The sequence below is a fragment of the Serratia sp. D1N4 genome (genome assembly GCF_054552755.1).
Genome location: NZ_CM137274.1, coordinates 3,138,130 through 3,164,482, shown reverse-complemented (window position 1 = coordinate 3,164,482; position 26,353 = coordinate 3,138,130). Strand labels below are relative to the sequence as shown.

Below are 26,353 nucleotides of genomic sequence, written 5' to 3'. Positions count from 1 at the left end.
GTGCGAGGGTAAGGGGGCGCGAATTGCCCCCCGAAATAAAATTAGTTATAGGCAAAGCTGAACAGGATAGGTGCGTTGATGGCACCGATATCTACCCCGGTGGTGGTGGTTGATGCCATACCGGCCTGCAGGCTCAGCGTTTTACCGTTGAAGTCGCTTTGTGCTGGCGTTGCGCCAGCAGTCGCCACTAACAGTTTGTCTCCGCTGTTGATATAAGTACCTGCTGGAGCAGAAGCCAGGCTCAGCATCACACCTGTATTGGTGCCCGTGCTGTTAAAGATATTTGGGTTACCACCCAGAGTTTGGCCAGTCACCACCAGATTAGCGGTATCGCCACCCGCCAGAGGGGTCTGGCAGTTGTTGATACCGACGGTGAATGACTTCTGGCTTGCTACGATTGGCGTTGCTACCGCAGTAAAGTCGGCTGGCGTATAGTTGCCCAGATCCAGGTTGTTGGTGGAGAGGCTGACGTCACAGGTGGCAGCCACAACGGTACCCGTGATGGTGATCTGGGCGTTAGATGCCGCCTGAGCGCCACCGGCGCTAGCCAACAGCAACAGAGCAACTGGGGTCATGGTTGATAAAATCTTACGCATCATATTTCCTTATAGAGATAATCATATTCCGGATATCCGGATGGGTTACGTGGCATAGATACGCCACAGGGATATAGGCTGATGTAAATAATCAATATTTACTGCCAAATTACTGAATATAGAAAATATCAAATAAAGATGTTAAGCGATGAGCGACTGTACTGTTTTAAATAGGGTCGTCTTGCGAATATACCCTTCCTACTTCAAGTTGCTTGGGTGTTTGCTGCGTCCGCTCGTACCAGTCACATAGTTATCTATGCATCTGGCGACTCTCGAATTATTTTGGGTATATAAATTCTCTGTCTCGCTAAATATCTATTATTTTGAAGCTCGTTGTTAATATAAATTAATGGAGCTACCAGGTTTGAATATATCCTTGTTTGCTTTTCTGATAATGAAGAAAAACTTAACCAGGATAATTCCTAATTTCTTGATGCTGCGGATTGTAGAGTGGGGCTTTGAATATTGGGAGATGATATTTTGTTTTGTGTGATGCCTGAGTTAATATTTTCTTAATAAAATTAAGTAGAAAAGTGTGACGCTCGCTGCATTTTTTCGTCTTAAACATCGAAGTATGGCGGGTATAGCGAGTTAAAAACCGAGGGGCCAACCCATTCTGTCAGCCCCTGACCGCCGTTACAATTTAGCGATTTCAACCAGATTGGTATGCTGTGGGTTGCCCTTGGCCAGCGGGGAAGGGCGTTGATTGGTGAGGATATTCACGCTGCCGCCGTGATCGATCTTATCACCAAACATATCGGCCACCAGCCAGGCACCTTGGCCCATGGCGGTGACGCCGGGCATAATCCGTGGGGTGACTTTAGCCTGGATCTGCGTTTCGCCGCGGCTGTTGAATACCCTGACTCTGTCACCATGCTTAATGCCGCGCGCTTGCGCATCCAGCGGGTTGATCCAGACCTCCTGCGGGCAGGCCTGTTGCAGCACGTCAATATTGCCGTAGCTGGAGTGGGTTCTGGCTTTGTAATGGTAGCCGAACAGTTGCAGTGGGAACTGGCTGCGGGCCGGATCTTCCCAGCCTTCAAAACCGGCGGCATAAATTGGCAGCGGGTGGATCACATCTTCGGCGGCCAATTCCCAGGTGGCGGCAATCTCTGCCAGCCGTTCGGAATAGATTTCAATCTTGCCCGACGGCGTTTTCAGCGGATTGGCCTGCGGATCGTCGCGGAACTCGCGGAATGCCACCACATGTTCCTGCGGGCATTTGCGCTTATAAATGCCCACCGTTTTCAGCTCTTCATAACTTGGCATATCCGGGTTGCGTTCACGGGTTTTCTCGCAAAGATATTGGATCCACTCCTGCTGGCTGCGGCCTTCGGTGAACATGGCTTCGGCATCTTTACCCAAGCGCTTGGCGACTTCCGACAGGATCTCGTAAATCGGGCGGCGTTCAAACTTGCGCGAAGTGGCAGGCTGGCCGAGGATCACATAGCCCATATTCCCGGCCGACTCATGGGGGATCAGATCTTCCTGCTCGGTTGGCATCAGGTCGGGCAGCAGAATGTCGCAATATTTGGCGGAGGAGGTCATAAAGTGCTCGATGCCGACGATCATTTCGCACTTGCTGTCATCTTGCAGGATTTGGTGCGTGCGGCTGATATCGCCATGCTGGTTGATCAGCGTATTGCTGGCGTAGCACCAGATGAACTTGATCGGCACATCCAGCTTGTCTTTGCCGCGAATGCCGTCGCGTTTGGCGGTCATTTGCGGGCCGCGTTCGATGGCATCGGTCCAGGTGTAGACGGAAATCTTGGTCTGCACCGGGTTGGTCAGCATGTCAAACCACTCCACGCCAAGATCAAAGGATCCTTCGCGGCAGCCGGTGTTGCCGCCGTTAATCCCGACGTTGCCGGTCAGGATCGGTAACATGGCGATCGCGCGTGCGGTTTGCTCACCGTTGGCATGGCGTTGCGGCCCCCAACCCTGGCAGATATACGCCGGTTTGGTCATGCCGATTTCACGGGCCAACTGGATAATGCGCGCTGCCGGGATGCCGGTAATGCGCGCGGCCCAGGCGGGGGTTTTGGCAGTGCCATCCGCGCCCTGGCCAAGAATATAGGCTTTGTAATGGCCGTTTTTCGGCGCGCTGCTGGGCAGGGTTTTCTCATCATAGCCAATGCAGTATTTATCCAGGAATGCCTGGTCCACTAGGTTTTCACTGATCAGCACATGGGCGATGCCGGAGACCAAAGCGGCATCGGTGCCAGGGCGGATTGGGATCCACTCATCTTCCCGGCCTGCGGCGGTATCGGTGTAACGCGGGTCAACCACGATCATGCGCGCGTTGGAACGTTCTCTGGCCTGCTCCAGATAATAGCTGACACCCGCACCGCTCATGCGGGTTTCCGCCGGGTTGTTGCCGAACAGCACCACCAGCTTGCTGTTGGCGATATCATCCGGGCTATTCCCCTGTTGTGCTCCATACAGATAGGGCATAGCGGCGGTGATTTGCGCGGTGCTGTAGCTGCCGTAGCGGCTGAGGAAGCCACCGCAGGAGTTCATCAGCCGGTAAGGCACGTTAGAGTTGGTGATATTACCGCCGTCCACCCCGGTGCCGTACAGCACGTGTACCGCTTCATTACCGTATTCATCCTGCGTGTGCTTGAGCTTGCCGCTGATGGTGTCCAACGCCTCATCCCAACTGATGCGGACAAATTTGCCTTCGCCACGTTTCCCGACGCGTTTCATCGGGTATTTCAGGCGATCCGGATGATTCATGCGGCGGCGGATCGAGCGCCCGCGCAGGCAGGCGCGCAGTTGGTGGTCGCCGTACTCATCGTTGCCGGTATTGTCGGTTTCTACCCAATACACCTCATCATCACGCACGTGCAGGCGCAGTGCGCAGCGGCTGCCGCAGTTAACGGTGCAAGAGCTCCAGACCACTTTATCTGTCTGGAGTTGGTTGCTTGGCAGGTTTTCGGCGGCGGTGGTTTTACGGAACGGTAAAACCAACCCTGATGTGGCCGCCAGCAAGCAACCGGCAGCGCTGCCGGTTTTGATCAGTTTCCGCCGGCTGATGGGGTTATTGAGAAGATCCGGATTCTGAATATCGTTCATAAATGCTTCCCTCTTAAAGCCTGCTTGAATCAAGCTGTTTTATTTGCCCGTTAGTGCTGGGCTTAGGGCAATCCTGGATTGATGCATTAATCTTATTTACGTAAGGAATATGAATCTTTCTTGCAAAATAATAGCGCCAGCGGGTGATTTAATGATGTTATGCGGTAAGTATTATTCATCCGCTATCAGGGTATTTCACACTGGCCCACAGCGTTACGGGTAAATACCATTACTATACCTTTATGCCGTTACCAATGTTTGTTTGAAGTCAAGTTTTAGGCTGCGTAAATTATATCGAATTAGAGGTTAATAAACTGATTTTCAGTTCAATTTTTAAAATGCCAATCCGCGCGTCTGCAAAAATGAAACTGTTAGCCGTCATTTCTATTTGGGTGTTTTGATAAGCATGTTGAGTCTATTACGGCGAGTGATAGTTAACTTTTTATAACTACTGTGCGGATAAGAACTTACTAAATCAATAATGATATTTATTCTTGTTTGTGGTTGTTACTGACAACGGTGAAGAGTTGCAAGCTAAATATTTTTTGCTGAAGCGATTTTATTCATGTTATGAAAATATTAATGGTTAACCCATTAAAGGTTGATAGAGATCAACACCACCCACCCTGCATATAACAAAAAATTAACCGCCCGTTCATTTATCGGCGTTTTATACAGGGGACAAATAATAATGCTAAGGGAGAGTCAGTCATTTTTCCAAGATGGCGTTAATCGCCGTGATTTTATGAAACTTTGTGCGGCTCTGGCCGCCACCATGGGGCTCAACAGCAAGGCCGCTGCCGAGATAGCACAATCGGTAGGGGCACCACAGCGGCCACCGGTGATCTGGATCGGTGCTCAGGAATGTACTGGCTGTACGGAATCATTACTGCGTGCGACCCACCCAACGATCGAAAACCTGCTGCTTAGTGTGATCTCCATGGAGTATCACGAAGTGCTCTCCGCCGCCTTTGGTGAGCAGGCGGAAGAGAACAAGCATCGCGCCATTGAGCAGTACAAAGGCCAATATGTGTTGGTGGTCGACGGTTCGATCCCGATGAAGGATGGCGGCATCTATTGCATGGTAGCGGGCCAACCGATCGTCGAGCATATCCGCAAAGCGGCAGAACATGCTGCGGCGGTGATCGCCATCGGCTCCTGCGCGGCCTGGGGTGGCGTTGCCGCCAGCGGTGCCAACCCGACCGGTGCGGTCAGCCTACAGGATGTCCTACCGGGCAAAACCGTGATCAATATTCCCGGCTGCCCGCCTAACCCGCATAACTTTCTGGCGACGGTTGCACACATCATCACCTACCAACGGCCACCGGCGCTGGATGCAAAAAACCGCCCCGAGTTTGCCTATGGCCGCCTGATCCACGAGAACTGCGAACGCCGCCCGCACTTTGACGCCGGGCGTTTTGCCAAAGAGTTCGGTGACGACGGGCACCGCCAAGGCTGGTGCCTCTATCATCTTGGCTGCAAAGGGCCGGAAACCTACGGCAATTGTTCAACGCTGGAGTTTTGTGACGTCGGCGGCGGCATCTGGCCGGTGGGCATTGGCCACCCCTGTTACGGCTGCAATGAGCAGGGGATCGGTTTTACCAAAGGCATTGCTCAACTGGCGAACGTTGAAAATCCTACCCCGCGCTATGCCAAACCGGCGGTGCAGAATGCCGAAGGCGGCCACGTCAGCGCCTCGGCAGTTGGTCTGTTGGGGGGCGTGGTCGGGCTGGTGGCAGGTGTCAGCCTGATGACGGTGCGGGAACTGGGGCGGCAGCAAAAGCAGCAGCGCAAAGATGACGATCAACCGCCGCGCAAGGAGTAAGCCGTGAACCGACGTAACTTTCTAAAACTGGCCTCCTGTAGCGCAATACTGGTGGGCGGCGTGCCTCCGGCGGTAGCAGGTGCAGAGAATAAGCCCCCGATCCCAGGTTCGTTGGGGATGCTGTATGACTCAACCCTGTGTGTCGGCTGCCAGGCCTGCGTGAGCAAATGCCAGCAGATCAACCATACCGATTTCCAGGCGCATGGCGAAACTTATGCCTATGCGGGCAATGAGGCCACCTGGTCGAACAACGACAAGCTCAGCCCCTATACCAACAACATTATCCAGGTGTGGAGCAGCGGCAGCGGCCAGCACAAAGACCAGTTGGAAGATGGCTATGCCTATATCAAAAAGCAGTGCATGCACTGTGTTGATCCCAACTGCGTTTCGGTTTGCCCGGTGCAGGCGCTGACCAAACACCCGAAAACCGGCATCGTGCATTACAACCCCAATGTTTGTACCGGCTGCCGCTATTGCATGGTCGGCTGCCCGTTCAACGTACCGAAATACGACTACGACAACCCGTTTGGCCAAATCCACAAGTGCGAACTGTGCAACCAGAAAGGCATTGAACGCCTGGATCAGGGCGGGCTGCCCGGCTGCGTGGAAGTATGCCCGACAGGTGCGGTGATCTTCGGCACCCGCGAGCAGCTGTTGGCGGAGGCGAAACAGCGTCTGGCGCGCAAACCGGGTGAAAGCTACCGCTTTCCACGGCAGACCGTGCAGGCCGATGACCACTATGAACACGCGATCCCACATTACCAACCGCATCTGTATGGCGAAGAAGAAGGGGGAGGGACGCAGGTGCTGGTGCTGACCGGGGTGCCGTTTGAGAAGCTGGGCCTGCCGCCGCTGGAGCATTTATCAACCGGCGCGCGCTCCGAGCATGTGCAGCATTCGCTGTACAGCGGCATGGTGTTGCCGCTGGCCGCTCTGACCGGCATCACGTTGCTGGCGCGCCGCAACACGCGCAAAGAGCGTCAGGATGAGAAGGAAGACGAACATGACGACGCATAAAACGCAGCCCCTTGGCGGACGGCTGGTGAGTTGGCCGGTGATGCTGCTGGCCCCTTTTGTGGTGCTCTGTGCCCTGCTGATCCTGAAACGCCTGGTATTCGGGCTAGGGTCGGTGACCGATCTGAACGGCGGCTACCCGTGGGGGATCTGGATTGCCTTCGATCTGCTGGTGGGCACCGGTCTGGCCTGCGGCGGCTGGGCGCTGGCCTGGGCGGTGTATGTATTTAACCGTGGTGAATACCATCCGCTGGTGCGCCCGGCGCTGTTGGCCAGCCTGTTCGGCTATACGCTGGGTGGGCTGTCGATCACCATCGACGTCGGCCGCTACTGGAACCTGCCTTACTTTTACATTCCCGGCCATTTCAACACCTCTTCCGTGCTGTTTGAAACCGCGGTCTGTATGACGATCTACATCGGTGTGGTGGCACTGGAATTTGCCCCGGCGCTGTTTGAACGCCTGGGCTGGAAGGTGTCGCTCAAATGGCTGAATAAAGCCATGTTCCTGATTATCGCGCTGGGCGCCTTGCTGCCCGCGATGCACCAGTCGTCAATGGGATCGTTGATGATTGCCGCAGGTATCAAGGTGCATCCGCTGTGGCAAAGCTACGAAATGCTGCCGCTGTTCTCCCTGCTGACGGCGGGCATTCTCGGGTTCTCGATTGTCATCTTCGAAGGCTCGCTGGTGCAGGCGGGGCTGTTGGGCAAAGGGGCTCGCGAAACGCCGCTGTTTACCCGCATGACCTACATCATTGATGCCATTTTGCTGCTGTTTATCGTGCTGCGCTTTGGCGAACTGATTTACCGCCATAAGACTGGCTACCTGTGGCATCTCGACCGGTTTGCCCTGTTTTTCTGGCTGGAAATCGGTCTGATGCTGTTGCCGCTGCTGCTGTTCCGCTGGAAACGGAATCGCCGAGATTCACGCCTGCTGTTTATCGGTGCGCTGAGCATGATCTGTGGTGCGGCCCTGTGGCGGCTGAACTACTCACTGCTGGCCTACGATCCCGGCAACGGTTACGGCTATTTTCCGACCGCCAGCGAACTGCTGATCTCCATCGGCTTCGTGGCGATAGAAGTGTGTGCGTACATCCTGTTGATCAGGTTGTTACCGGTGCTGCCTGCGCAGCAACACAAGCATGAAAACAACCAGATAGAGGTAGAGCATGAGCCAACGCATCACCATTGATCCCGTAACCCGCATTGAAGGGCATTTACGGATTGACTGCGAAATTGAAGACGGCAAGGTGGTCAAAGCCTGGTCTTCTGGCACCATGTGGCGCGGCATGGAAGAGATTGTGCAAGGTAACGATCCGCGCGACGCCTGGATGATCGTCCAGCGTATCTGTGGCGTCTGTACCACCACCCATGCCTTGGCCTCGGTGCGGGCGGTAGAAAATGCCTTGGGGATGGAAGTGCCGGTTAACGCGCAGTATATCCGCAACATCATTCTGGCGGCCCACAGCATTCACGATCACATAGTACATTTTTATCAGCTCTCGGCGCTGGACTGGGTCGATATCACCTCAGCCTTGCAGGCCGACCCACAGAAAGCCGCCGAACTGCTGAGTGGCCTGTCGAACTGGCCGCTCAACAGCGCCGCGGAATTCAGCCGCGTGCAGCAAAAGATTAAAGATCTGGTGGCCAGCGGCCAACTGGGCATCTTTGCTAACGGCTACTGGGGGCACTCGGCGATGGCGCTGCCGCCGGAAGTCAACCTGATCGCCGTTGCTCACTACCTGCAAGCGTTGGAATGCCAGCGTGATGCTAACCGGGTCGTCGCCATTCTGGGGGGCAAAACGCCGCATATCCAGAACCTGGCGGTAGGCGGGGTGGCTAACCCGATCAACCTGGATGCCCCTAGCGTGCTGAACCTGGAACGCCTGATGTACCTGAAAACCTTTATCGATCGCCTCGGCGACTTTATCGAACAGGTTTATCTGGTGGATAGCGCGGTGATCGCGGCGCACTATCCGGGCTGGCTGGCGCTGGGCAAAGGGGCGGACTGCTATCTTTGCTTGCCGGAGCTGCCGACCGATCGCAAAGGCGACACTTACCTGCTGCCGGGCGGCTTCTTGGAAAACGGCAAGTTCCGCCCGATTACCAACCAGCGCGATGCTTATCTGGTGAATGGCATTCAGGAGAGCGGTAAACATGCCTGGTATCAGGACGATCAGCCGTTAGCGCCGTGGGAAGGGCTGACGCGGCCGAATTACACCGGCTGGCAGGAAGACGGCAAATATTCCTGGGTGAAATCGCCAACCTTCTACGGCAAAGCGGTGGAAATGGGGCCTCTGGCCTGGCTGATGTGCAGCTTACAGGCCGAACATCAACCGACGCAGAAATACTTCGGCCGCGTCAACAGCGCCTATCAAACCTTGACCGGCCACGCGCTAACCGCCGAACAACTGCCGTCAACCTTAGGGCGGATCGTCGGGCGCACGGTGCATGCCTGCGTGCTGCATGAGACTCTCGGCCAGCAGTGGCAGGCGCTGGTAGAAAATATCGGCAAAGGCGATCACGAAACCTTTATCCGGCCCAATATCCCGTTGAGCGGCGAAATTCGCGGCGTCGGGTTTATCGAAGCACCGCGCGGGTCGCTGTCCCATTGGGTGGTGATCAAAGACGGCAAGATCGCCAATTATCAGGCGGTGGTGCCTTCCACCTGGAATGCCGGGCCACGCAACCATAACGACGAGCCCGGCCCTTACGAGCGTTCGCTGGTGGGGACGCCGGTGGCCGATCCGGCCAAGCCGCTGGAAGTGGTGAGAACCATTCACTCCTTTGATCCCTGCATGTCCTGTGCTGTGCACATCGTGGACACCACCGGCAATGAAGTGACCAGGGTCAAGGTGCTGTGATGCGTATTTTGGTACTAGGTATCGGTAATCTGTTATTGAGCGATGAAGCGGTCGGCGTGCGCATCATTGAAGCGCTGGAACAGCGCTTTGTGTTACCGGCCAACGTTGAAGTGTTGGACGGCGGCACTTCCGGCATGGAACTGATGGAAGTGATGGCCGATCGCGACCATCTGATCGTGGCCGATGCGGTACTGGCCGGCCAGGCACCGGGCAGCGTAGTGGTGCTGCATGATGAAGAGATCCCTGCGCTGTTCACCCGCAAGATTTCACCGCATCAGTTGGGGCTGTCGGACGTGCTGATGGCGCTGCGGCTGACGGAGGAGTTCCCACGGCGCTTAACGCTGGTTGGCGTGGTGCCGGAATCGCTGGAGCCGGGAATCGGCCTCAGCCCGCGGGTCACTCAGGCGATTGAACCGGCCTTGGCGCAGGTACTGGTGGCATTGCAATGCAGCGGTGTGCCAATTGCCCTCAAGGAGGCAGCCGATGCCTGATGCTGTTAGCGGCTTTCAAACCAACCCGGCACCGCTGTTGGAGGCGGCGTTTCAGGGCATCGCCGCCGACGGCATGCGCGATTTGCCCTTTTTCCATTCGCAGATGCCGATTCGCGCCTGTGGGTTTCGACTGTTTGAACAGCAGTGGGTCGGTTGCATGCTCACGCCCTGGATGCTTAGCCTGATGGTGCTCCCTGGGCCGCAGCAGCAGTGGCAACCGCGTCAGATCGGCGAAAAACTGGCGCTGGCGCTGCCCTGCGGCAACGTCAGCTTCACCCTGGGCGAGATCGGCGGCTGTGGGCAATATCTGGCTTGCTCGCTGATGTCACCGCTGGAGAGTTCGCTGGGGGCCGAGCAGGCGCTGGCACTGGCGGAAAACAGCGCACGTATGGCGCTCTCGCTGCCGGTGGTAGACAGCAGCCTTCCGAGCAACCTGGGGCGGCGCGCGCTGTTTCGCCTGCCACGGGGGAACTGACCGATGCATGAAATCAGCCTGTGTTTGAGCACCATGGAGCTGATTGAGCAGCAGGCGTTGCAGCACGGTGCCCGGCGGGTAACGGCGGTGTGGCTGGAGATCGGCGCGCTGTCTTGTATTGAAGAGCACGCACTGCGCTTCAGCTTTGCCAGCGCCAGCCGCCAGACGTTGGCAGAAGGTTGCCAATTGCATCTGAGCTATCAACCGGCGCGTGCCTGGTGCTGGGACTGCAGCACCAGCGTAACGATCGAACGACATGACGCCGGTTGCCCGCAGTGCGGCGGCCACGCGTTGCGCATCGAGAGCGGCGAAAGCCTGCGATTAAAACAATTAGAAGTGGAATAAATCTAAGGAGCTAAGTCCTATGTGTACGACTTGCGGTTGTGGCCTCGGAGAAACATCCATCGAAGGGGATGAGCATCATCACCACCATCATGATGACGACCATCATCACGCACATGCCCATCAGGCAGTCACGATCCATCACCATCACCATCACCACCACCATTATCACCATCAGGGCGACGTGCATCATCATTACGCCAGCGCTGAAGCACTGCCGTTTGCGCCGGAGGTGCAACCGCATTCGCAAGATCTGCACTATGGCCACGGCGAGGCCGGGAGCCATGCCCCAGGCATGGGCCAGCGGCGGTTATTGCAGATTGAGCAGGACGTATTAAGCAAAAACAACCATCTGGCGGTGCATAACCGTGAACACTTTGCCGCGCAGAACATCCTGGTGCTGAACCTGGTTTCCAGCCCCGGCTCCGGTAAAACCTCCTTGCTGACGGCAACCTTACAGGCGCTGGCGCACAGAGTGCCTTGCGCGGTGATCGAAGGCGATCAGCAAACCAGCAACGATGCCGAACGCATCCGCGCGACGGGGGTTCCGGCGATTCAGGTGAACACCGGTAAAGGCTGCCACTTGGACGCGCAGATGGTGCACGACGCGGCCCATCGCCTGCCGTTGCAGGATAACAGCCTGCTGTTTATTGAAAACGTCGGCAACCTGGTGTGCCCTGCCAGTTTTGATCTGGGGGAACGGCATAAAGTGGCGGTGCTGTCGGTGACCGAAGGTGAGGACAAGCCGCTCAAATATCCGCATATGTTTGCCGCCGCCACGCTGATGGTAATCAACAAGATCGACCTGCTGCCCTACGTGAATTTCTCGGTTGAACGCTGCATTGCCTATGCCCGCCAGATTAATCCAGCCATTCAGGTGATTGCCCTGTCGGCCACCAGCGGCGAGGGGATGGATCTCTGGCTCGACTGGCTGGAGGCGCAATAATGTGCCTTGGCGTACCCGGTAAAGTGATGGCGGTTGGCGAAGACCTGCACCAACTGGCAACGGTTGACGTATGTGGCGTGTCGCTCGGGGTCAATATCGCGCTGGTGTGTGAGGATTCACCGCAGGCGCTGCTCGGCCAGTGGGTGCTGGTGCACGTGGGGTTCGCCATGAGCCTGCTCGACGAACAGGAGGCGCTGGACACGCTGGCGGCGCTGGAACATATGCGTGCGGTCGGGCTTGAATCACCGATGCCGGGGGGCAGCGATGCGCTATGTTGATGAGTTCCGCGATCCGGCGCTGACCCAAGTTTTATTGCAGCGCATCGCACAACTGATGCTTGCGATGCCTGAACGGCAACGCTTACCGCTGCAAATCATGGAAGTGTGCGGCGGCCATACCCATGCGATTTTCAAGTTTGGGCTCGACCGATTGCTGCCGGATAACCTGGAGTTCGTCCACGGGCCGGGTTGCCCGGTTTGTGTCTTGCCGATGGGGCGCATCGATAGCTGCCTGGAGATTGCCGCGCACCCGGAAGTGATTTTCTGCACCTATGGCGACGCCATGCGCGTGCGTGGGCGCAACGGATCGCTGCTGGATGCCCGGCGGCACGGTGCCGATATCCGGGTGGTGTATTCACCGCTGGATGCTCTGCAACTGGCGGTTGATCACCCACAGCGCCAAGTGGTGTTTTTCGGGCTGGGTTTCGAAACCACCATGCCCGCCAGCGCCTTGACCCTGCAACAGGCACGGCAGCGTAAGCTGAGCAACTTTAGCCTGTTCTGCCAGCACATTACCCTGATCCCCACCTTGCGCAGCCTGTTGCAGCAGCCCGATGTGCGGATTGACGGTTTTCTGGCTCCCGGCCACGTCAGCATGGTGATCGGCAATGCGCCTTACGGGTTTATCGCCGAGCAGTACCATAAACCGCTGGTGGTCACAGGCTTTGAACCGCTGGATATCTTGCAAGGGCTGGTGATGCTGCTGGAACAACTGTGCGCTGGCCACAGCGCGGTGGAAAATCAGTACCGGCGCATTGTGCCAGAGCAGGGTAACCGCCTGGCACAGCAGGCGCTGGCGGAAGTGTTTTGCCTGAAGGCCAGCAGCGAATGGCGCGGCCTAGGGGAGATCGCCCACTCTGGCGTGCAACTGACGCCGGACTATGCCGATTTTGACGCCGAACGGCGCTTTCAGCCCCAGGCGCAGCGCGTGGCGGACGATCCGCGTTCGCGCTGTGGTGAGGTGCTGACCGGGCGCTGCAAGCCGGACGCTTGCCCGCTGTTTGGCACAGAATGTACGCCAAGCAACGCCTTTGGTGCCCTGATGGTGTCATCGGAAGGAGCCTGTGCGGCTTATTATCAGTACCGCAGGGAGACGGCCTAATGCTTAAACCGAACGATGAGCGCGAAATCACGCTGGCGCACGGCAGCGGTGGGCGGGCGATGCAAAGCCTGATCGAAGAGCTGTTCTTGCAGGCCTTTGCCAATCCGGCGCTGAACGCGCGCGAAGATCAGGCGCGGATTGCGCTGAGTGAACTCTGTGCCGCCGGGGATCGGCTGGCGGTATCCACCGATAGCTATGTGATCGACCCGATTTTCTTTCCCGGTGGCGACATCGGCAAGCTGGCAGTGTGCGGCACCGCCAACGATGTGGCGGTCAGCGGTGCGCAGCCGCGCTATCTGAGCTGCGGCCTGATTCTGGAAGAAGGGCTGCCGTTTGCCACGCTGGTGCGCATTGTCCAGTCGATGGCGGCCACGGCGCAGCAGGCCGGGATGCAGATCGTCACCGGCGATACCAAAGTGGTTCCCCGTGGGGCGGCAGACAAGATTTTTATCAATACCACCGGCTTTGGCGCGATTCCGGCCAACGTCGATTGGGGCGTCCATCAGATCCGCCGGGGCGACAGCATTATTGTCAGCGGTACGCTCGGCGATCATGGCGCGACCATCCTCAACCTGCGTGAAGGGCTGGGGCTGGAAAGCGAACTGGTCAGCGACTGTGCTCTGCTGGCCCCGCTGATTGCGCCGTTGCTAAACATCCCAGGGGTGAGGGCGCTGCGTGATGCCACGCGCGGCGGCGTGACGGCGGTGTTGCACGAATTTGCCAGCGCCAGCGGCTGTGGCATGGAGATCGTGGAAGCGGCGTTACCGTTGAAGCCCGCAGTGCGCGGGATTTGCGAGTTGCTGGGGTTGGATGCGCTGAACTTTGCTAATGAGGGCAAATTAGTGCTGGTGGTGGCCCCCGAAGCGGCAGTCGACGTTTTAACTGCGCTACATCATCATCCGCTAGGGCAAGATGCCGCTATAATCGGCCAGACCCTTGAGCGCCAGCAGGTGAATGTGGTGGGGTTGTTTGGTGTTTCCCGCCGATTAGATCTGCCGCTGGATGAGCCGCTGCCGCGGATTTGTTAGCTAACCAGTTCCCTCTCCCTGTAGGGAGAGGGGTAGGGTGAGGGGGATATCGCTTAATGCTTAATCCGTTCTCTTTGATAAAGGGCTCTATTTTGTTTGTTGGTTTGAATAAGCATGCTTTTCGGACGCTCAAGATTTGGCGTTTATCAGGTAGCACCGTGAAAGCGCCCGAGCAGGGGGCTCAAGAGCCAGCCCCCTGCACCCCGGCCCTTGCCATATCAGGCGGCCGCTGCGCGGCTACCTTCACTCCGCCGCCGCGCATTACGGCCGGCTACGACAGGCGTCCCTGCCTGTCTCGCCTGAACGCGCCGTCCATGGCGCGTTCGCCTATGCGCCGCGTCTGCGTTCAGCGCCTTCAATGGCGTCAACATCGGTGCTCACCTGACTTTTGTGTCATAGCGGGTAGCTAAACACTATGGCATATATTGATTCGACAACCGCCAACAGCAATGGCCTCAGCCTGCGGGTGAAGGGCAAGGTGCAAGGGGTGGGCTTTCGCCCCTACGTCTGGCTGCTGGCGCGGCAGTTCGAGCTGCGCGGTGACGTCAGTAACGACGGCGCTGGGGTGATCGTCCGGCTATGGCAATCCACTCAGGTGGCGGATTTTCTGCACGCCTTGCCGCTGCAATGCCCGCCGCTGGCGCGGATCGATAGCGTCAGCCAGCAACCCCTGCACTGGCCGCAGGAACCGCAGGATTTCACCATCGCCAGCAGCGGTGCGGGGCAGCTTGATACCCATATTGTGGCCGATGCCGCCACCTGTGAAGCCTGCCTAGAAGAACTGAACTCGCCGCACAACCGGCGCTATCGCTACCCGTTTATCAACTGCACCCACTGTGGCCCGCGCTTCACCATTATTCGGCAGATGCCTTACGATCGCCCCAACACCTCCATGCAACCATTCCCGCTGTGCGCGGCCTGCCAGGCTGAGTATGACGATCCGGCCGACCGCCGGTTCCACGCGCAGCCCAATGCATGCCCGGCTTGCGGCCCGCAGCTGTGGCTGAGCGATGCCAACGGCAAGGCTACCGCCAGCGCGGAAGAGGCGCTGCAACGAGCCGCTCAGGCGCTGATGGCGGGGGAGATTCTGGCGATCAAAGGCATTGGCGGTTTTCATCTGGCCTGCGATGCCACTAATTCAGCGGCGGTGCAGCGCCTACGCTTGCGCAAACGTCGCCCGGCCAAACCGCTGGCGGTGATGATGCCCGATGCGGACTGGCTGGCGGCGTGCGTGCAGGGGGCGGATCCCGCGCCATTGCTCAAACTGCTGCGCAGCCCGGCGGCGCCGGTGGTGCTGGTGCCTGCGCAGCCCGGCAGCCCGCTGTGCCGGGAAATTGCCCCAGGGCTGAGCGAGGTGGGGGTGATGTTGCCCGCCAATCCGCTGCAACATGTGTTGCTCCAGCAGGTTGCCCGCCCGCTGGTGATGACGTCCGGTAATCTGTCGGGCAAACCCCCGGCGCTGACCAACCAGCAGGCGCTTGATGAATTGGCAGGAATTGCCGACGGCTGGTTGTTGCATAACCGTGAGATCGTCCAGCGTGCCGACGATACGGTGCTGCGGCTGAACCCGCAGGGCACTGAAATGCTGCGCCGGGCGCGCGGCTACGTGCCCGATGCGCTGGCGCTGCCCCCCGGCTTTAGCGCCCAAACTCCTATTCTGGCGCTGGGGGCCGATACCAAAAATACCTTCTGCCTGCTGTGGGGCGATCGCGCCGTAGTCAGCCAGCATCTTGGTTCACTGAGCGATGATGCTACCCGCCAGCAGCAACAGCAATTGATTGCGCTGTTTGGTGAGATCTACGGCGTGGTGCCGCAGGCGATCGCTATCGATGCTCACCCTGGTTATCTCAGCCACCAGCAGGGAAAAGTGCTGGCCGAGCGTTTAGCCATTCCCTGCGTGGAAACGCTTCACCACCATGCGCACCTAGCAAGTTGCTTGGCTGAACATGCCTGGCCGCGTGACGGCGGCAAGGTGATTGGGCTAGCGCTGGACGGCTTGGGTTACGGTATAGATGGGCAACTGTGGGGCGGCGAATGCCTGCTGGTGGATTATCAGTGTTGTGAACATTTGGGCGGATTGCCTGCGGTGGCGTTGCCGGGGGGCGATTTGGCGGCGCACCAGCCGTGGCGCAACCTGCTGGCGCACCTGCTGCGCTTTGTACCCGGCTGGCAGGCGTTGCCGGAGGCGGCAGGGATCCCGCAGCCACAGGCCAGCATTCTGGCACGGGCGATTGAGCGCCAGATCAATGCGCCGCTGGCGTCTTCCACCGGGCGCTTGTTCGATGCGGTAGCCGCCGCGCTGCAAATCGTCCCGCCGCAGATTTCTTGGGAAGGCGAAGCCGCCTGCCTGCTGGAGGCGCTGGCGCAGCAAAGCCCACACCACCAGCCGCCGGTTTCTCTGCCGCTGTGCGGCCAGCAGCTGGATTTGGCAATTTTCTGGCAGCAGTGGCTGAACTATCGGGCTGCGCCTGCACAACGGGCTTACGCGTTCCACTGGGCGCTGGCGCAGGGCTTTTCCGCGTTGGCCCGGAAGGCGGCGCAGCAGCAGGGTATTCATACCGTCGCGCTGTCGGGTGGGGTATTGCATAACTCGTTGTTGCGCCAACTGTTGGTGCAGCAACTGGATGACTTGCAGGTGTTGCTGCCGTCGCAATGGCCTGCCGGAGATGGCGGTTTGGCGCTGGGGCAGGCGTTGATCGCCGCAGCGCGTTAGGGCACGTTAATTTTTTCTGGTTTTCTATAAGGATGATCAACAGGTGATAACTATGCGTATTAATGTCAAAGCTGTGGCTGTATCCGTACTGGCGCTGTTCCCGATGTTGGCTTTTGCCCACGTTGGCAACGATGGCGGTACTCATCACGTTTTAAGCTTCGCCGAAGGTTTTATCCACCCGCTGACCGGGATGGATCACCTGGTGGCGATGATTCTGGTGGGCATTTGGAGCGCCATGAACACCCAGAAATGGTGGCTTGCGCCGCTGGCGTTTGCCGGATTGTTGCTGACCGGTGCGTTGATCGGCATGGCGGGAGTGACACTGCCGGGTACCGAGCTGATCGTGGCCGCCTCGCTGTTGGGTATTGGGCTGATGGTGGCTCTGCGGCTGAAATTGCGTGCGGTAACCGGGGCGTTGATCATCGGCGCTTTTGCCATCTTCCACGGCTTGGCGCACGGTGCTGAACTCTCTCATTCGGCGGCGGCACTTTCCGGTATGGTAATCGCAACGGCAGGGCTTCATCTGGTGGGCTTGGGGATCGGCTATCTGTTGACCCTCTCCAGCACTAACCGCTGGTGGGCTGGGGTGATTGGCGGCGGCTCATCCTTATTGGGGATTGGCTTGCTCTGCGGGGTGATTTGATTAAACCCGCTGTCCGCCAGAACGCCCGAATTCAGGGGCGTTCTGGCGGTAGTCAGGAGGTCAGCTACAGACCCTTAGACTTTAACAGGGCGACATGATCGACAAATAGCTTGATAGGGTCAGCTTTGCTACTGACCATCCCTGCGGTCTGGTTGACCGCATCCATGTGATCCAATACGTAATCAGAGCGAATGACTTTCCCGAGATGCATACTGTAGCGGCCAACTAAGCCGTCATTCTGAGCACGTTCTTTGGTAAAGAGGAAAGATAATCCAACCATCGCAACATGCAGCGGGTCTAAATTGTTAACTCCCTGATTAAATATATTGTGATCGATTATGCCCCCCCATGAGTAATAATAGACGCCGTTATCTAACTCTTTACCTTCGCCCCCCCATTGGCTTGGCAAGCCTTGAGGATATTTGGCGTTGAAATCAGCCACTTTCTCCGTAGTTAATGCGTCGAGTGCCGCTACGCCATCCTGAGGCAAATCGGAGTGACCAGAGATGGCTGAAATAAACTGACCAAAAGCACTCATTACCGCATTGGCAATCGCTTCGGGTAAATGGCCTGGTTTCAGAGCCAAACGCACTAAATCCGCAATTTCAGAACCAAAGTTCACGCCATTAACAGAGGTCACCGAGGCGATTAACTCGGGATGAGTTGCTGCAACATAACGACAGGCCAATGGCCCTTGGCTGTGACCAATCAGATTAACTTTGGCTGCACCGGTGTCAGAGATGACTTTCTTTACAAACTTTAATAGTTGCTCGCCACGGATTTCATTGCTGTTCTCTGCCGACAGGCTGGCAACAAAAACTTTACAGCCAGCCTTTTCTAATGCCTGAGGGATTTTAAAAAAATAAGGATAAATCCCAGCGATTTTATCAAAACCCAATAATCCATGTACCAATACGATGGGATATTTTAAAGCGACTTGCGTTGACATAATAAATACCTGCTATTTTAAAAGACAAGATTGTCACGAAACAGAGTAATGAATTAAATCCTTAGCACTATGTCATCGCTGTTGTGTGGGTGTTAACACAAATGTTCGGTCTGCTTAACGCACGCCACCAGTAATTAATTTAAGCCGATGCAGTTTGTGGCATTCCCTGCCAATTTGCCACGTTCAGGTTTTTCGTTGATATCCAATAGCGATTGGACTAGCGAATACTTTTTGGTTAGATTCCCAGTAACTAGCTTGAGCTAATTCAAGCACTAACAGGGAATGTCGTAATGAGAAGAGTGATTGGCGTGCTGGCGCTGAGCTTGGTGTCTTGTTCTGCCTTGGCGGATTGTGAGGCTCTTTTGCAGGATTTGGCCAAGCCCTTTGCGGCCAAACTGACCAACAATACTGAGCTTTCTACCTGTAAGGTCTGGCCTTATGCTCCTGATAAAACCATTGCGGTGCTGATGCTGGAGCCGAAGGTTAAAGAAGATCCAGACTTTACCGACTATGACGTTGCCGTCTACGTTGTTGACAGCCAATCGGGGAAGGTCCTGGCCAGCAAGTACCATCCAAAAGCCATTATGGACGATGCGATTGTTACTGACCGCGTAACCATTGATACCGCGCGCTATCAGCTTTCCCCAGAAGTGCGTGCTTTTGGGGTGCGTTTTAGCCACCGGGGTTCCTCTTCAGTCAATCCGTTCAGAGTAGAAAGACTTAATCTGTATACGCTGAAAAACTATCAGCTCGCGTTAGTCCTCAATAATCTCACGATGGACGAGCTTCGCGGTGAATGGGACGGCCAATGTACCGGAGAGATTGATGAAACCCGGCGCGTACTGGCGTTAGGGCCACTTTCGCACCATGGCTATCGGGATCTGGAATTGCAGGAAACGGCGAACCACACCGAGTCGGTTAAAAAAGGGGATGACTGCGTGGACAGCAAAAAAACGTCCGTCAAGACACTGTCTGCCCTTATGTTTGACGGCAAGCGCTATCCGCTAGGCCAGGATAAGCTGCTCGATCATCGTTTTTAACCGCTATTGCCAAGGTTAAGTCGCTTTCAACCATGAAAAAAATCTTCTTTTTCGATCTGCCGTTTGTTCGGCACGATCTCAATGCACCCAGTGAAAGTAAGTATCGGCGCATTTTGGCCGGGGATAAGGTTTTCTATACCTATAGCAGACAGTTTCTTGAGGCCAATGTATTGAATCGGTTGGTCGAGGGGGATCGCGTTTATATCGGTGCGCATCAACTGGCCGATGGCAGTTACTGGCTGCATTGGCTGGCCAGTGAGGAAAAGGGGGTGTTGCAGCCGAAGGTAGCAGACATCAGTAAACTGAGGGCGACGCTGAAGCTGATGGGCGGATTAGGCGTAATAGGGGCGTCGGTCTATGCGGCTTTTCAATGGGTAAGCGTCTGGTTGATGGTGTTGCTTCTGTTTGTTTTCTGTTTTGGCTGCTGGTTGTTCGCCTCTTCTTTTCAGGCGCTGCTAGTGGGTACCAGCAGCAAGATGCGCCGTTTGTTGCAAGGGTTGGAGCAGGTCAAAACCGGCGATGTTTCAATTTGTCACTCGCCCGCGTTGCTATTGCCGGGGCCGTTAAACAGCCCGCCAACGCAACAGACAAGTGATGAACAGGATAACGATCTGGATACGCTTCAGGCCGCCGATCTGTTGCTTTCTGATCGGGTAATGCTCGCCAGCGTGAGTGGGGTGGCAACCGAGGTTAGCGCTCGCCGCGATTTCACCGGCAGTGGCAAAAGCCGGCGGGATTTTATTGACTATCAATTTATCTGCAATGGCTCAGAGTTCTCTTTCCGTAGCGGTTTTAATACCCTGACGGAAGATCTTAATCCGCTGTTCTTCCGCCAACATCCGTTCTTTCTGGCAGAGAACGATCCGCTGACGTTAGTGGTGAATCAACAGGACAATAGGGTTCTTGGGGTTTGCAATGAAAGGGACGGTTGCGCTTATCTGAAAGTGGGCGGCATAGCGGTATCATTCCAGCAAATGAAACTGATGTATAAACTGATGACCGGTATCTGCCTGTTATTCATGATGGCACCGGTGTTATTCATCGCCAATAAGTGGTGGGAACAGGGCGGTATGCCGGATAAATGGGACTGGCTGGACGCTGTTGACTTTTTTTATGGCATTGGCCTGATGAACCTCATGATGTTCTGCATTTTTATGCTGTTGATAGAGTTGAGTAGCTGGTTGGTGCGTAAATATTCGTTGAGCGCGGCGCGCTTTGCCTTTGCCCGCCAGATGCTGACGCTATTTAAACGCCGTCGTAGGGAAAAAGCCCACATTCAGGAAGTGAACTAATGTTCAGCCAGAGCAAAACGCGCATCAGGCTGTTAGCCTTGGTGGGCTTTGTGACCGGGATACTGTTCTATATCGAAGGTTTTGCCGGATTTGCTACCGACTGGTCATGGCATCGGAGCTATCAGGTCGAGCAGCCAGCCGTGGTGATGAGTAAGCAACGTCTGAGCAGCTTTCAACAAGGCGTATTATTAACCGGGGTCAGCGACGCAATTGATATGAAATTGCTTCATATTGATCGGGCAACTTGGGTACACAGCTACCAAAAAACCATACAGATCGATTTACTGGCTAGTGATGCCCCTCCGCTGTTAAATCTGCAGATATCACCAGACCAAGAGGCGGTTCGTTCCGCACTAGAACGCCATACGGGCAATGAAAACAGCCGCTCGCTGTATCTGGATGAAACCATTGTGCCAGTGACTCAGATCATCACCGAGCAGGAGGGCGATCTGCGAATCAGCGCCCGTTTTCTCGGAACCGTGGTGGGTCAAAAATGCAATGCTCAAGGCCTGTGTCTGATCCTTTTCAAAAATTACCTTGATGGAAAGGATGCGGTATTTTACTCGGCCGACGGCGGGCGACATTGGCAGTGGCAGCCGCAGTGGCAAGCGCCGGAAAAGGACTCCCCCTATCGGCTATTGGGTATTCCTGGCCCCGAGCGGGTTTTGGTCTCGCAGAACGGCAAGCTCTATCAGTCCGGCGATCTTGGCCAGCATTGGCAAATGCTGCTCGATCTAGCGCAGCAGGGCGTTAATACCGCGCTTAACCCAACCTACTGGCGTTATAACGATGACCAGTACGTTACCGTCTGGAGTGGCGCGAGTGAAAGTGGCGACGATGAATCGGGCCATCTATTGCTCAATTTCAATCTCAACACCTTACGCATCGAATCAAACTGGTGGATGCAGGGCACCGTTATTGACGGCGAAAGCACCACGCAAGGGGATTTCTACTTTATTGTGGAAAGCCAGCCGCGGGTTCGTTACAGCCTGCACAAGTTACAGGCTGATGGAACCTTTTATCCGGTCTTGGAAACTGGCATGAAAACCTTGTCTGTTCTGTATGCAGGCAACAATCTGCTGATGATGGAAAAACAATTCAATGACCCACTGCATATGACAGTGTCCACCGATGGTGGTCAACACTGGTTTAGAATGGAAAAGTTCCCAAGCAGTTATGATGAGACCGTGCTGTTTGATCGCTGGCGTAACCGCCTGTTTCGTTTCCCAACCAAATCCTATAGCTACCCGAGGTTGGGGAATCGTGAGGGTTTGGTGTATGAAACGGCAACCTTGCCGCATTAGCCGTGTTCTAACGCACCCCGCCAGCAATCAACCTAAGCCGATGCTGTTTGGGGTATTCCCTGCCAATCTGCCGCTGTTGCAGTTGCCAGCACAGTTGCTCGCTATCGTGCCGCTCGGCATCAAACAGCAACCCCACCACGCTGCCGCTGTGCGCCACGTTCAGGCCGTAAATCCCGCAGTTTTCACCGATCTCTAATAGCGCATCGAACAGCGGTTTGGGCAGCAGCCGCTGGCTGGCGCGAGCGCTAAGGGTGGCGGCTTCACCCAATTTGCCGCAGTCGCGAGTGTTGATCGCCAAGGAAAACAGCGTCCAAGCCTGTTCAAGCATGGCGGCATTTTCCAGCAGCGCCTGCTGGCGATCGCGGCGATGATAATCGGCGGTGTTCAGAGTATACGGGCTTTCCAGCAGCAGAATATCCAGCGCTGGCAGCCAATCGCAGGGGATCTGGGTGGCGGCTGTTTGGTGATCGAACAACGTCAGTTGGCGGAACAGCGTGCTGTCAGTGGGTTCCAGTTGCACGCACAGCTTGGCGAGCGTGGTTTCATCCAGGCATTGCCCAAGATGACGGGCGGTGGCCTGTGCGGTGGCGGCGATATCGGCGGTGCTGCTGGCCAGCCCTTTCGCCACCGGGATGCTGGAGGTGAAATCAATGCGCAAGCCGCGTGCGGCACTGCCGGGGTGGCCAAAGTGTTCCAACACATTGATCAGCATTTGGCGCATCAGCGGGCGCTCGTGGTTGCCCGGTTGCCCATCGCTTACCGCGACGGTGCTGAACCAGTTTACCGGGCAGGAAACCAGCTTTTCACCACCGAGGATCCAGCCCTGAATCAGTTCGCCGCAAGAGGCGGGGCAGCGCGCCTCAGCCATCGGCAAAAGCCTGGCGCAATGCGGCGATCAGCCTGCGGTTAGCCGCTTCACTCTTGATCGCCACCCGATAGTAATCGGCAGAAAGACCGGGGTAGTTGGCACAGTGGCGGATCAGAATCTGTTGTTGCAATAACGCCTGTTGCAGGTCGAGTTCCGGGCGCAGGCAGCGCAGGAAAATATAGTTTGCCGCACCGGGCCAGACGCGCAACTGCGGGATGGCAGTCAGCGCATCAAATAGCCATGCCCGCTGCTGCGCCAGCCACTGATGGGTTTGCTGAATATAGTGGCGATCGTCAAGGATGATCTCCCCCGCCAGCGCGGCAAAGGTGTTAATGGTCCAAGGCTCCCGCGCCTGCTTCATCTGCCGGATGCCCGCCAGATCGCTGCTGACCAGATAGCCGAGCCGCAGCCCCGGAATGGCAAAAAACTTGGTCAGCGAGCGCAGGATATACAGTTGTGAGTAATCGGCGATCTGCGGAATAAAGCCCGGCGTATCCGGCAGAAAATCGATAAAGGCTTCATCGACGATCAGCGCGATATCATGCTGTTGGCAACAGGTGAGAATGGCTTGCAGCAGGGCGGGATCGGGCATCAGCCCCGTCGGGTTATTGGGGGTGGCAATGAACAGGCAATCGGGGCGCTGTTCGGCCAGCACCTTCAGCAGGCGTTCGTCGGGCTGAAACCCGCTCTCTTCCTCTAACGGATAATGCTGAATACGGCATTTTGCCCGCCGTAACGCCCGGCGATATTCGGCAAAACCCGGCGTCAGCAGCAAAGCGGTGCGCGGGCGCAAGCGGTTCACCACGGCGTAAATCAGCTCGGTTGCGCCGTTGCCCGCGATGATATTTTCCGGCTGGCAATGGTGCGCCTGTGCCAATGCGGCGTGCAAACGGCGGTATTCAACGTCGGGATAGCATTCGGCGCTGTCAAGTTGCGCAATAATCGCCGCTTTCAGGCTGGCAGGCATGCCCAGCGGATTAATATTGGCGCTGAAGTCGAGAATATCCGCCGGGTCTAGGCCGGTTTTCAGCGCCATTTCCAGCACGTTGCCGCCATGTTCATTCATAGGGCGTTAAAACCACAGAGGGAAGGGCGAGCTGCTCAGGCATGAACGCCAGCACCTCACGCAGATTAACCACCTGGCCGACCACGATCAGCGCAGGTGCGGTTAAGCCTTGCGCGGCAACCTGATCGACCAGCGTGGCCAGCGTACCGGCGGCGATCCGCTGCCGCCGGTGGCTGGCATACATCACCGCCGCAGCCGGAGTAGTAGCTGCTTTGCCACCGGCGATCAACTGCTGGCAGATGCTGGCTAACTGCGTCATGCCCATCAGGATCACCAGCGTGCCCTCCAGCTTGGCCAGCGTGGCCCAATCCTGCGGCTGATTTCCTTGGCGCAGGTGGCCGGTAATCACGTGAAAGCCAGAAGCATAATCACGGTGAGTGACCGGGATACCGGCATAGGCCAGCCCGCCGATGGCCGAACTGATGCCGGGGATCACTTCAAACGGGATCTGCGCTTGCGCCAGCGCTTCGGCCTCTTCGGCACCGCGCCCGAACACATAAGGATCGCCGCCTTTCAGGCGCACCACGTTCAGACCACGTTGCGCACAGTCAATCAGCAGTTGATTGATCTGCGGCTGTGGCACCGGGTGATGGTCGGGGTTTTTGCCGACGTTAATCATTTCACAATTGCTGGGAGCTTCCTGCAACAGATCGGCGCTCACTAGGCGATCGTAAACCAGTGCCTGTGCCTGCCGGATGCAATGCAGGCCCTTAACGGTGATCAGCGCGGCATCCCCAGGCCCGGCACCGACCAGCCAAACTTTTCCACTTTTCATCGTCGCTCTCATCGGGTTATCAGGCGGGTTGCGGCTGCGGGTTGTTGAGCGCCACGCGCACCACGTCGCGGGCGATCATCAACTCTTCGTTGGTGTTCACAATGGCGATCTGCACCGGTGCGTTCTCGCGCTGGATAAACGGCTGATTGGCATTGTTCTTCTCCTCATCCAGTTCGATGCCGAGAAAGCCCAACTGATGGCAGATCTGCTGGCGTGCATTACGGGCGTTCTCACCGATGCCACCGGTAAAAATCAACGCATCGATGCCGCCTAACTGCACGATATAGCTGCCGATCACCGCGCGGATACGTTCAGCAAACAGCTTGAGCGCCAGTTGTGCTCTGGGGTTGCCGGTGGCGGCGGCCTGTTCGACATCGCGGTAATCGTGAGAGACGCCGGATACGCCCAGCAAACCGGACTGATTGTTGATCAACAGATTGATCTCCTGCGCATTTTTCCCTTCCGCCTGCTGGATAAATGGCAGGATGGAAGGATCGATATCGCCGCTGCGGGTGCCCATCATCACCCCGGCCTGCGGGGTAAAGCCCATGGAGGTATTGACCGAGCGGCCATCGCGAATGGCGCAAATGCTGGAGCCATTGCCCAAATGGCAGGAAATAATGCGCAGTTGTTCCAGCGGGCGGCCGAGCCGTTGGGCGCACACCGTGCTGACATATTTGTGGCTGGTGCCGTGAAAGCCATAGCGGCGGATGCCGAGTTCTGCGTAATAGCGCCAAGGCAGCGGATAAAGGTAATGGATATCGCTCAGCGTTTGGTGGAAGGCGGTATCAAATACCGCAACGGAACGGGCGTGGGGCAGTGCCAGCTGGAAAACGCGGATCGCCTGGGCGTTAACCGGGTTGTGCAGCGGTGCCAGTGCGCCGAGCTGTTCAATTTTATCCAGCACCTCCGGTGTAATGACCACCGAATCACAGAAGGCCTCACCGCCGTGCGCTACCCGGTGGCCAACGCCGCAGATTTCCGTTAGTGAATCGATAATCTGATGCTCGATCAGCGCATTGAGCAGGTGCAGGGCGGCCTGATGGCAATCCATAATCGGCAGGGTGTTGCGCCATTTCTGCTCCCCGGCGCGCAGCGTCACAACGGCATCCTGCATGCCGATACGCTCAATCAGCCCTTGGCAGATCACCTGCTCGCCGGGTTGAGAAAATAGCTGAAACTTCAGCGAAGAACTGCCGGCGTTAATCGCCATAATTTTACCGGACATACGACTCTCCATCAGGATTTAAAAACTGGATCAAATCTGCCATCCCGGCACCGGTTTGCGCCGAGGTATGAAACACCTTCCATACACCAGCCTGATGCAGGCGATCTGTCGCCCAGGCCAGTTGATTCGAATGGGTGAGGGTGTCAGCCTTGCTGATAATGCCGATCACCGGCTGGGTGAAAACCTGTGCAAACATCGGGGCAAACCAGCTCTGTTCCGCATCCAGGTTCTGCACCAGCCCGATGACATCTGCCTCGCAGGCGCTGGCGAGCAGGGCGCTGTACAGGCAGCGGTTTTCCAGATATTCACCGGGGGTGTCGATCGCGCAGTCCTGCCAGACAATAGCCTGGGTTTTTTGGTAGTTCAGCGTCTCCCCCTGCAAGCGTTGGATCAGCGAGGTTTTGCCGCACTGGCTGGGGCCGATCAGCATGATGCGTTTCAT

Annotated in this window: 24 protein-coding genes; 16 read left to right on the top strand and 8 right to left on the bottom strand. The window is 56.7% G+C overall.

What is annotated here, in order from left to right:
- Nucleotides 1-41: 41 nt before the first annotated feature.
- Together ACX1CU_RS14210 and ynfF are read right to left on the bottom strand one after the other, a co-directional pair.
- Complete coding sequence (locus ACX1CU_RS14210; RefSeq protein WP_459398943.1) at nucleotides 42-599, bottom strand: fimbrial protein; 558 nt, start codon at nucleotides 597-599, stop codon at nucleotides 42-44.
- A 633-nt stretch (nucleotides 600-1,232) separates the two neighbouring features.
- A complete protein-coding gene (gene ynfF, locus ACX1CU_RS14205) occupies nucleotides 1,233-3,671 on the bottom strand; it encodes a selenate/tellurate reductase subunit YnfF (RefSeq protein WP_459398942.1) in 2,439 nt (812 codons plus the stop codon).
- 691 nt (nucleotides 3,672-4,362) lie between these two features.
- Here ynfF and hybO point away from each other — a divergent pair.
- From hybO to ACX1CU_RS14140, 13 genes are all read left to right on the top strand, one after another.
- On the top strand, nucleotides 4,363-5,496 hold the full coding sequence (gene hybO, locus ACX1CU_RS14200; RefSeq protein ID WP_459398941.1) for a hydrogenase 2 small subunit: 1,134 nt from the start codon (nucleotides 4,363-4,365) through the stop codon (nucleotides 5,494-5,496).
- Between the two features lie 3 nt (nucleotides 5,497-5,499).
- Entirely contained in the window at nucleotides 5,500-6,513 is a 1,014-nt protein-coding gene (gene hybA, locus ACX1CU_RS14195) for a hydrogenase 2 operon protein HybA (RefSeq protein ID WP_459398940.1), read from the top strand.
- On the top strand, nucleotides 6,500-7,699 hold the full coding sequence (gene hybB, locus ACX1CU_RS14190) for a Ni/Fe-hydrogenase cytochrome b subunit (protein ID WP_459398939.1): 1,200 nt from the start codon (nucleotides 6,500-6,502) through the stop codon (nucleotides 7,697-7,699). The genes hybA and hybB overlap by 14 nt, the downstream gene beginning before the upstream one ends.
- Nucleotides 7,677-9,371, top strand: a complete 1,695-nt coding sequence (gene hybC / locus ACX1CU_RS14185; RefSeq protein ID WP_459398938.1) for a hydrogenase 2 large subunit — start codon at nucleotides 7,677-7,679, stop codon at nucleotides 9,369-9,371. The genes hybB and hybC overlap by 23 nt, the downstream gene beginning before the upstream one ends.
- The gene (locus tag ACX1CU_RS14180) at nucleotides 9,371-9,862 is read left to right on the top strand and encodes a HyaD/HybD family hydrogenase maturation endopeptidase (protein ID WP_459398937.1); all 492 of its coding nucleotides are present in this window, start codon (nucleotides 9,371-9,373) and stop codon (nucleotides 9,860-9,862) included. Before hybC ends, ACX1CU_RS14180 begins: the two co-directional genes overlap by 1 nt.
- Nucleotides 9,855-10,337, top strand: a complete 483-nt coding sequence (gene hybE / locus ACX1CU_RS14175) for a hydrogenase-2 assembly chaperone (RefSeq protein ID WP_459398936.1) — start codon at nucleotides 9,855-9,857, stop codon at nucleotides 10,335-10,337. The genes ACX1CU_RS14180 and hybE overlap by 8 nt, the downstream gene beginning before the upstream one ends.
- A 3-nt stretch (nucleotides 10,338-10,340) precedes the next feature.
- Nucleotides 10,341-10,682: a hydrogenase maturation nickel metallochaperone HypA gene (gene hypA, locus ACX1CU_RS14170; protein WP_459398935.1), complete on the top strand. Its 342-nt coding sequence runs from the start codon at nucleotides 10,341-10,343 to the stop codon at nucleotides 10,680-10,682.
- A gap of 19 nt (nucleotides 10,683-10,701) precedes the next feature.
- Nucleotides 10,702-11,625 (top strand): hydrogenase nickel incorporation protein HypB, encoded by a 924-nt coding sequence (gene hypB, locus ACX1CU_RS14165; protein WP_459398934.1) that lies wholly within the window; start codon nucleotides 10,702-10,704, stop codon nucleotides 11,623-11,625.
- Entirely contained in the window at nucleotides 11,625-11,903 is a 279-nt protein-coding gene (gene hybG / locus ACX1CU_RS14160; RefSeq protein WP_459398933.1) for a hydrogenase maturation factor HybG, read from the top strand. Before hypB ends, hybG begins: the two co-directional genes overlap by 1 nt.
- Nucleotides 11,890-13,005 (top strand): hydrogenase formation protein HypD, encoded by a 1,116-nt coding sequence (hypD, locus tag ACX1CU_RS14155; RefSeq protein ID WP_459398932.1) that lies wholly within the window; start codon nucleotides 11,890-11,892, stop codon nucleotides 13,003-13,005. Before hybG ends, hypD begins: the two co-directional genes overlap by 14 nt.
- Nucleotides 13,005-14,033, top strand: a complete 1,029-nt coding sequence (gene hypE / locus ACX1CU_RS14150; RefSeq protein ID WP_459398931.1) for a hydrogenase expression/formation protein HypE — start codon at nucleotides 13,005-13,007, stop codon at nucleotides 14,031-14,033. Before hypD ends, hypE begins: the two co-directional genes overlap by 1 nt.
- Nucleotides 14,034-14,448: 415 nt before the next feature.
- A complete protein-coding gene (gene hypF, locus ACX1CU_RS14145) occupies nucleotides 14,449-16,746 on the top strand; it encodes a carbamoyltransferase HypF (protein WP_459398930.1) in 2,298 nt (765 codons plus the stop codon).
- A 52-nt stretch (nucleotides 16,747-16,798) separates the two neighbouring features.
- Nucleotides 16,799-17,389: a HupE/UreJ family protein gene (locus ACX1CU_RS14140; protein ID WP_459398929.1), complete on the top strand. Its 591-nt coding sequence runs from the start codon at nucleotides 16,799-16,801 to the stop codon at nucleotides 17,387-17,389.
- A gap of 64 nt (nucleotides 17,390-17,453) precedes the next feature.
- Here ACX1CU_RS14140 and ACX1CU_RS14135 read toward each other — a convergent pair whose 3' ends face one another.
- On the bottom strand, nucleotides 17,454-18,338 hold the full coding sequence (locus ACX1CU_RS14135; protein ID WP_459398928.1) for an esterase/lipase family protein: 885 nt from the start codon (nucleotides 18,336-18,338) through the stop codon (nucleotides 17,454-17,456).
- A 290-nt stretch (nucleotides 18,339-18,628) separates the two neighbouring features.
- Between ACX1CU_RS14135 and ACX1CU_RS14130 the strand changes: the two genes are divergently transcribed.
- The 3 genes from ACX1CU_RS14130 to ACX1CU_RS14120 are packed head-to-tail and all read left to right on the top strand — an operon-like array spanning nucleotide 18,629 to nucleotide 21,974.
- A complete protein-coding gene (locus tag ACX1CU_RS14130) occupies nucleotides 18,629-19,378 on the top strand; it encodes a PA3715 family protein (protein WP_459398927.1) in 750 nt (249 codons plus the stop codon).
- A gap of 32 nt (nucleotides 19,379-19,410) precedes the next feature.
- Nucleotides 19,411-20,670 carry a hypothetical protein gene (locus ACX1CU_RS14125; RefSeq protein WP_459398926.1) on the top strand — a complete coding sequence of 420 codons (1,260 nt, stop codon included), beginning with the start codon at nucleotides 19,411-19,413 and terminating at the stop codon, nucleotides 20,668-20,670.
- On the top strand, nucleotides 20,670-21,974 hold the full coding sequence (locus ACX1CU_RS14120) for a hypothetical protein (RefSeq protein ID WP_459398925.1): 1,305 nt from the start codon (nucleotides 20,670-20,672) through the stop codon (nucleotides 21,972-21,974). Before ACX1CU_RS14125 ends, ACX1CU_RS14120 begins: the two co-directional genes overlap by 1 nt.
- Nucleotides 21,975-21,981: 7 nt before the next feature.
- On the opposite strand, the gene ACX1CU_RS14115 is transcribed toward ACX1CU_RS14120, so the two are convergent.
- From ACX1CU_RS14115 to ACX1CU_RS14095, 5 genes are read right to left on the bottom strand one after another with little or no spacing between them, the layout of a single operon-like run.
- The gene (locus ACX1CU_RS14115; protein ID WP_459398924.1) at nucleotides 21,982-22,842 is read right to left on the bottom strand and encodes a GHMP family kinase ATP-binding protein; all 861 of its coding nucleotides are present in this window, start codon (nucleotides 22,840-22,842) and stop codon (nucleotides 21,982-21,984) included.
- Nucleotides 22,835-23,908: a threonine-phosphate decarboxylase CobD gene (gene cobD, locus ACX1CU_RS14110; protein WP_459398923.1), complete on the bottom strand. Its 1,074-nt coding sequence runs from the start codon at nucleotides 23,906-23,908 to the stop codon at nucleotides 22,835-22,837. Before cobD ends, ACX1CU_RS14115 begins: the two co-directional genes overlap by 8 nt.
- A complete protein-coding gene (cobA, locus tag ACX1CU_RS14105) occupies nucleotides 23,901-24,683 on the bottom strand; it encodes a uroporphyrinogen-III C-methyltransferase (protein ID WP_459398922.1) in 783 nt (260 codons plus the stop codon). Before cobA ends, cobD begins: the two co-directional genes overlap by 8 nt.
- Before the next feature lie 19 nt (nucleotides 24,684-24,702).
- The gene (locus tag ACX1CU_RS14100; RefSeq protein WP_459398921.1) at nucleotides 24,703-25,911 is read right to left on the bottom strand and encodes an acetate/propionate family kinase; all 1,209 of its coding nucleotides are present in this window, start codon (nucleotides 25,909-25,911) and stop codon (nucleotides 24,703-24,705) included.
- Entirely contained in the window at nucleotides 25,901-26,353 is a 453-nt protein-coding gene (locus ACX1CU_RS14095; RefSeq protein WP_459398920.1) for a EutP/PduV family microcompartment system protein, read from the bottom strand. The genes ACX1CU_RS14100 and ACX1CU_RS14095 overlap by 11 nt, the downstream gene beginning before the upstream one ends.

Bases quoted from the DNA above. Each gene is read 5' to 3' on its own strand.
- ACX1CU_RS14140 (WP_459398929.1), top strand. From the start codon at position 16,799: ATGCGTATTAATGTCAAAGCTGTGGCTGTATCCGTACTGGCGCTGTTC.
- hybG (WP_459398933.1), top strand. From the start codon at position 11,625: ATGTGCCTTGGCGTACCCGGTAAAGTGATGGCGGTTGGCGAAGACCTG.
- hybC (WP_459398938.1), top strand. From the start codon at position 7,677: ATGAGCCAACGCATCACCATTGATCCCGTAACCCGCATTGAAGGGCAT.
- ynfF (WP_459398942.1), bottom strand. From the start codon at position 3,671: ATGAACGATATTCAGAATCCGGATCTTCTCAATAACCCCATCAGCCGG.
- ACX1CU_RS14125 (WP_459398926.1), top strand. From the start codon at position 19,411: ATGAAAAAAATCTTCTTTTTCGATCTGCCGTTTGTTCGGCACGATCTC.
- ACX1CU_RS14120 (WP_459398925.1), top strand. From the start codon at position 20,670: ATGTTCAGCCAGAGCAAAACGCGCATCAGGCTGTTAGCCTTGGTGGGC.
- hypE (WP_459398931.1), top strand. From the start codon at position 13,005: ATGCTTAAACCGAACGATGAGCGCGAAATCACGCTGGCGCACGGCAGC.
- hypF (WP_459398930.1), top strand. From the start codon at position 14,449: ATGGCATATATTGATTCGACAACCGCCAACAGCAATGGCCTCAGCCTG.
- cobA (WP_459398922.1), bottom strand. From the start codon at position 24,683: ATGAAAAGTGGAAAAGTTTGGCTGGTCGGTGCCGGGCCTGGGGATGCC.
- hybO (WP_459398941.1), top strand. From the start codon at position 4,363: ATGCTAAGGGAGAGTCAGTCATTTTTCCAAGATGGCGTTAATCGCCGT.
- ACX1CU_RS14100 (WP_459398921.1), bottom strand. From the start codon at position 25,911: ATGTCCGGTAAAATTATGGCGATTAACGCCGGCAGTTCTTCGCTGAAG.
- ACX1CU_RS14095 (WP_459398920.1), bottom strand. From the start codon at position 26,353: ATGAAACGCATCATGCTGATCGGCCCCAGCCAGTGCGGCAAAACCTCG.
- ACX1CU_RS14130 (WP_459398927.1), top strand. From the start codon at position 18,629: ATGAGAAGAGTGATTGGCGTGCTGGCGCTGAGCTTGGTGTCTTGTTCT.
- ACX1CU_RS14135 (WP_459398928.1), bottom strand. From the start codon at position 18,338: ATGTCAACGCAAGTCGCTTTAAAATATCCCATCGTATTGGTACATGGA.
- cobD (WP_459398923.1), bottom strand. From the start codon at position 23,908: ATGAATGAACATGGCGGCAACGTGCTGGAAATGGCGCTGAAAACCGGC.
- hybB (WP_459398939.1), top strand. From the start codon at position 6,500: ATGACGACGCATAAAACGCAGCCCCTTGGCGGACGGCTGGTGAGTTGG.
- hypD (WP_459398932.1), top strand. From the start codon at position 11,890: ATGCGCTATGTTGATGAGTTCCGCGATCCGGCGCTGACCCAAGTTTTA.
- ACX1CU_RS14180 (WP_459398937.1), top strand. From the start codon at position 9,371: ATGCGTATTTTGGTACTAGGTATCGGTAATCTGTTATTGAGCGATGAA.
- ACX1CU_RS14210 (WP_459398943.1), bottom strand. From the start codon at position 599: ATGATGCGTAAGATTTTATCAACCATGACCCCAGTTGCTCTGTTGCTG.
- hypB (WP_459398934.1), top strand. From the start codon at position 10,702: ATGTGTACGACTTGCGGTTGTGGCCTCGGAGAAACATCCATCGAAGGG.
- ACX1CU_RS14115 (WP_459398924.1), bottom strand. From the start codon at position 22,842: ATGGCTGAGGCGCGCTGCCCCGCCTCTTGCGGCGAACTGATTCAGGGC.
- hypA (WP_459398935.1), top strand. From the start codon at position 10,341: ATGCATGAAATCAGCCTGTGTTTGAGCACCATGGAGCTGATTGAGCAG.
- hybE (WP_459398936.1), top strand. From the start codon at position 9,855: ATGCCTGATGCTGTTAGCGGCTTTCAAACCAACCCGGCACCGCTGTTG.